At 47.8% G+C, this 4915-nt stretch carries 7 protein-coding genes; 6 read left to right on the top strand and 1 reads right to left on the bottom strand.

What is annotated here, in order from left to right; translation table 11 throughout:
• Positions 1-224: 224 nt before the first annotated feature.
• Together BRA42_RS07065 and BRA42_RS07060 are read left to right on the top strand one after the other, a co-directional pair.
• On the top strand, positions 225-488 hold the full coding sequence (locus tag BRA42_RS07065; protein WP_342686252.1) for a helix-turn-helix transcriptional regulator: 264 nt from the start codon (positions 225-227) through the stop codon (positions 486-488).
• Positions 478-1104: a hypothetical protein gene (locus BRA42_RS07060; RefSeq protein WP_342770373.1), complete on the top strand. Its 627-nt coding sequence runs from the start codon at positions 478-480 to the stop codon at positions 1102-1104. The genes BRA42_RS07065 and BRA42_RS07060 overlap by 11 nt, the downstream gene beginning before the upstream one ends.
• Before the next feature lie 4 nt (positions 1105-1108).
• Here the strand turns inward: BRA42_RS07060 and BRA42_RS07055 are convergent, their stop codons facing one another.
• Complete coding sequence (locus BRA42_RS07055; protein ID WP_342686250.1) at positions 1109-2065, bottom strand: site-specific DNA-methyltransferase; 957 nt, start codon at positions 2063-2065, stop codon at positions 1109-1111.
• A gap of 202 nt (positions 2066-2267) precedes the next feature.
• Here BRA42_RS07055 and BRA42_RS07050 point away from each other — a divergent pair, with 202 nt between their 5' ends.
• From BRA42_RS07050 to BRA42_RS07035, 4 genes are all read left to right on the top strand, one after another.
• Positions 2268-2399, top strand: a complete 132-nt coding sequence (locus tag BRA42_RS07050; RefSeq protein WP_342686249.1) for a hypothetical protein — start codon at positions 2268-2270, stop codon at positions 2397-2399.
• A gap of 612 nt (positions 2400-3011) precedes the next feature.
• Complete coding sequence (locus BRA42_RS07045; protein ID WP_342686248.1) at positions 3012-3404, top strand: VOC family protein; 393 nt, start codon at positions 3012-3014, stop codon at positions 3402-3404.
• A gap of 170 nt (positions 3405-3574) precedes the next feature.
• Positions 3575-4162: a class I SAM-dependent methyltransferase gene (locus BRA42_RS07040; RefSeq protein WP_342686247.1), complete on the top strand. Its 588-nt coding sequence runs from the start codon at positions 3575-3577 to the stop codon at positions 4160-4162.
• Positions 4163-4714: 552 nt separating this feature from the next.
• A partial coding sequence (locus BRA42_RS07035) for a hypothetical protein (protein WP_342772112.1) occupies positions 4715-4915 on the top strand: 201 nt, incomplete at its 3' end.

The following is a 4915-nucleotide window of genomic DNA, read 5'->3' as shown; positions in this document are numbered from 1 at the left end:
CCCGATCCCTCCCCCGCGTGGCGATACCCAGAGAGGAGCCGTATCAGAGGTTTGACGCCAGAGACCCCTCAATTTTTCGCGGGGAGGCGACAGAATGCTCTGAACTATAGGAATCGTCAGCCGCTGGAAACTTTTAGGATGACTTCATACGAAATCTTCAATTTGTAGACTATCGTCTACGATATCCCTTTGCATTGCTTCGACAAATTTAGATTTGAGATTAAATGAACGAAGAACAAGTATTTGGAATTATAATAAAAGAGATTCGGAGTGAAAGATCTCTTTCTCAGGAGATTTTGGCAAAAAAATCAAATTTAGATCGAACTTACATTAGTCAAATTGAAACAGGAAAAAAAAGCCCGACACTTTCAACCGTTTTTAAAATCGCACACGCTCTTGATGTTCTCCCATCAGAATTGCTATTGAGGGTCGAGGAACGGCTTGGTATTGCCTGTACAATCACAGGGGGTGATTCATGTGCAGATTAAGAAACATGTCACCCTCATTGATTCTGGTGGTTTTTCTGAAACTCCCGAATTTTCAAAAATAATGGATGATATCACTTCATCTATCAAAAAAGTCGTCCATCCGCCAGAATCTGATAAATTTACAATTTATCCGGAATCTGGGAAAAAACGAGGAAAGGGAAATGGTGTAAAGCCGATTAAATTGAATTTTATTTCACATCTTGTTCAAAGAGGTTGGGAGGATGTGCAGAATGAAAAAGGGAAATCCTCCGATAAGAAATCGAAAAGAAGAAATCCGGGTTCTCACGACGCAATTTATAGAATTGGAGATAAATGTTTTGCTGTCGAGTGGGAAACAGGAAATATTTCGTCATCTCATCGAGCGATCAATAAAATGGTATTAGGTATTCTGAAAGGGGAACTGGTCGGAGGTGCTTTAATTCTTCCAACTAGGGAATTATATAGGTATTTGACAGATCGTATTGGAAATTATGAGGAGTTAGAGCCTTACTTTGACCTCTGGCGAGTAACTCCTTGCAGGGATGGTTATTTAGGTATTTTCGCGGTTCAACACGATGATACGAGTTATGATGTTCCAAGAATCCCTAAAGGAACGGATGGCAGAGCATTACAATAAATTTTTATTCCTTCCCTTTCCATTCATCTGGAATTCTAGACCATTTTTCCCTTCCATTCGGGACCAGAATTGGTTTGCCCATTTCTCTCATTTTTAGTTGTCCATTAAAGTATGCTTCAATTCGCTGCTTTGCTATTTGTATATATGAAGTTTCTTTATCAGCCCCAATTACCTTTCTTCCATGTTTAATACCTGCAATCAGTGAAGATCCAACACCGCAGTATGGATCAAGAACCCAGTCGTTTTCGTTTGTTAATGCCAGTACGCATCTTTCTACCAATTCTATGGGATATTGACAAGGATGAATGGTTTTTTCGGGATGAGCCGCCTTTACGTTTGGAAATTCCCAAATTTCGTTATCCCACTCTGATTTAAGAAAACTCCATATGTCAGAAGGGTTCTTTCCCTTGGGATTACAGGAAGGCTTCCCTTTGTTTGGTCCTTTGTAATGCCTTTTACCTGGGTATTTATTTGGAACTCGAACTGGGTCGAGATTAAATTTGTAATCATCTGTTTTTGTAAACCACAATATCGTTTCGTATCTTCCACTAAACCTTCTTGTTTCATTAAGACCATGACTATAATGCCAAATTATGCGATTTCGTAATTTTAGCCCATGTTTCTTGAAGATTGAGTAATATTGAATATCCAAAGGAAAACATTCTCTATCCTTTACGTAATTCCCAACCTGCCAGCAAATACTCCCCTGATCATGAAGAATTCGTACAAGTTCATCGATCACTGTTTCTTGCGTTTCTAAGTATTGCTCTAAACTCTGCGATTTCTCGTATTCTTTCCCTAAGTTATATGGAGGCGAGGTTATTATGAGGGATACCAAGTTTGAGGGGAGAGTTCCGAGAAAACTCAACGAATCCCCCTCATGAAGTACTATCTCGCTTTCGTCTTTATAATTGCTAAGTATCTCTGGAAGCGGGATCAATGTATGCTGTTCTCCGGTCATAGTCACTATCCAATTTTTATCTGTAATTTTAGATTCCAGTTCAAAGAAGGTTACGATTTTTAATAGATTGCTCTACGAGAATAACAGTTCGGAGGGATGTTGGGATTGGGCGGTGTAACTCACCTACCACCTCCCCTGAGTGACGATCTGCACATGGAGTTATATGCTTTTTCTATCTGGTAAATATGGCTACTGGGAGGTAATGAGGAAAATGACTGCTGTCAGGATAATCTTTGTGGCGTCGACAATGTCATTGTTGACGCTGGCAGGGAAGTTCAGGGGGAGAAGCGGCATCAACGTGACGATGGTGACCTTGGCCACGTGGTGGGCGTGACACTCGCCCGGAGAGACCAGTAGTGGGAAAGAGGGGGGAATGCCACCAGAACGGCGGGACAAAGAACCACGTTTTTCAAACCTGTGGAAGAGAGAATCCCTTTCAGAAAACTCACACCAAGCGTGGTAAGGCATGACACCGCGGCCTTCGGTAAATGAGAACGATGTTACAGAAAACTGTCAGTATGAGTAGCTGAAAGGAAGAAATTTAACGCAAGTTTAAATATCGTCGATCGGGTGTTCATTCCGGAACTACGCCGGTGAGGGCGCATTCCAATAATTCTTCTTTGGTAGGAACCTCCTCACCTTTCTCCTGGAGATCCTCAACGTAGATCCCAACTGTCTCCGGTGTCATTGTTATCGCCTCGTCGACGGTATCCCGCCTTCTAGCAGATATCCAAGAAAACGGTGCTCCTTTGTCCAGAGGGGACACCCGATCCTGCGCCTGCTAACGCTGTGCTTTGTCCCTGTCACGATCACCTGACGTTCAAATTCGGGGTCGGCGAGACCATACCACTGCTGGTGCACTAACAGTGTGATCATGAGAACAACGTCATAATTCGGACTAATGAGTTGCCGCAAAATATATATGGTCCTCCTAATATGGACGACTATGAAGATCATACTGACCAATGTATTTGTAGACGATCAAGACAAGGCTCTGAAATTCTACACTGAAGTGTTGGGCTTTGTGAAAAAGAATGATGCTTCTGCCGGAGAGTACAGGTGGCTTACCGTCGTTTCCCCTGACGATCAAAACGGGACCGAGCTTTTGCTTGAGCTGAACAGCAACCCGGTAGCACAGGCATACCAGAAAGGAATATTTGAACAGGGTATCTCTGCCACGTCCTTTGGTGTTGAAGACGTTCATGCGGAATATGAAAAACTAAAAGCACAGGGTGTGAAGTTCACGATGGAGCCGACAAAAGTTATTGGCCAGGTGACCATAGCAGTCTTCGACGACACCTGCGGAAATCTTATTCAAATTCAAACGATGCAAAAATAAGTTATTTCATTGGAGACAGTCATCTCCAGAACTGGCGGAACTCCCCTATTTGCACCAGGTCACCCGTGTGAGGTGTTGTAAACCCGACTCTCGTTTTTGCTCTGATATCCGGTCCCACCTATCTGAATCCCACGGAACCGGTTAAGTCGTCCCCGGATCAACCATAATCTATGGATATCTTCGACTCGGTCTACCGGGGCACACCTCCCTGGGACATCGGCCGGCCCCAGAAGGCGTTCATCGAGCTCGCCCGGGCGGGAGAGATTACCGGCTCCGTCCTGGATGTAGGGTGCGGAACGGGGGAGCATGCCCTCTTTTTTGCAGGGGAAGGGTATGAGGTGATCGGAATCGACACCGCCGCTCTCGCGATCCAAAAGGCAGAGGAGAAGGCTGCTAAAAGAGGGCTTCAGGCGCACTTTCGTGTCCGGAACGCGCTGGACCTCGCCGGGCTCGGCAGGACGTTCGATACCGTCATCGATTCCGGATTCTTCCATACCCTCTCCGACGAAGACCGGCCGGTCTTCGTGAAGAACCTTGCAACCGTTCTCGCGCCCGGCGGGAACTACTTCATGCTCTGCTTCAGCGATCAGGAGCCCGGCGAATACCCTCTTCCGAGGAGGATCGCACAAAGTGAGATCCGGGACTCCTTCCGGGACGGGTGGTCCGTCAACTACATCCGACCGGCGGTCTTCGAAAGTTCCATCCGGGACGAAGGACACCAGGCCTGGCTCGCGTCGATATCAAAACTTCACCCGTGAGAACAAGCATTTGAGACGACAGCCGGGGCCGTGACGGTCGTGGCTGGAGGAGGTAACGCTCAGGATTGAATTCAAGAAAATGGGCCGAGGATTCCCGCGACTTGAGTCGTAGGAGGAATCGGCCCTTCGCATATCACGATACACTTTCACCCCGCACGGCTGTTCTTTATGCCGGAGGAAGTCCAACAGAGAGGTGTATGCAATCGGTGACGAAGTTGCGGTTGTTTGCGTCTCCAGGTGAACGGCAGATGCTGTTCGCCACGATGGAGCGGTACAATGCAGCCTGCAACGCCGCCTCGCCGGTTGCCTTTTCTGAGCGACAGTTCTCTGACCGGGGGCTCCAAGCCCGGTTGTATCGTCATATCCGAGAGTCCTTCGGGCTCTCTGCACAGATGACCATTCTCGCTCTCCGCAAGGTTGCCGGGAGTTACCGGAGCACCAGAGAAGCGATCAAGGAGCAGAACAAGGTGCTCGCTGCCCTCGGCAAACCCCTGAAGGTCCTGACCGAGCTCTCGTTCCAGGAGCACGGGGCCATCTGCTACGATTGGCCGGGTGCTCTCCCTCGGCCGAAACCGGGTGAGCGTCTGGACACTGGACGGCCGGCTCAAACTCCGGTATACCCGACCTCAGTATTTCCCGGCGGTCGCGACCGTCAAGCAGACGGATCTCGTCTACCGGGACGGCGCCTTCTGGCTCTACGCGACCGTGGAGACCCCGGACGTCGAGCCGCCGACCCCCCCGAGTATCTCGGGG

Origin of the sequence: Methanoculleus sp. UBA374 (assembly GCA_002508705.1) — an archaeon.
Taxonomy (GTDB): Archaea; Halobacteriota; Methanomicrobia; order Methanomicrobiales; family Methanoculleaceae; genus Methanoculleus; species Methanoculleus palmolei.
The sequence above is the reverse complement of the archived record's forward strand: the minus strand, read 5'-3'. Positions and strand labels throughout refer to the sequence as shown.

Bases quoted from the DNA above. Each gene is read 5' to 3' on its own strand.
- BRA42_RS07055 (WP_342686250.1), bottom strand. From the start codon at position 2,065: ATGACCGGAGAACAGCATACATTGATCCCGCTTCCAGAGATACTTAGC.
- BRA42_RS07040 (WP_342686247.1), top strand. From the start codon at position 3,575: ATGGATATCTTCGACTCGGTCTACCGGGGCACACCTCCCTGGGACATC.
- BRA42_RS07050 (WP_342686249.1), top strand. From the start codon at position 2,268: ATGAGGAAAATGACTGCTGTCAGGATAATCTTTGTGGCGTCGACAATG.
- BRA42_RS07065 (WP_342686252.1), top strand. From the start codon at position 225: ATGAACGAAGAACAAGTATTTGGAATTATAATAAAAGAGATTCGGAGT.
- BRA42_RS07045 (WP_342686248.1), top strand. From the start codon at position 3,012: ATGAAGATCATACTGACCAATGTATTTGTAGACGATCAAGACAAGGCT.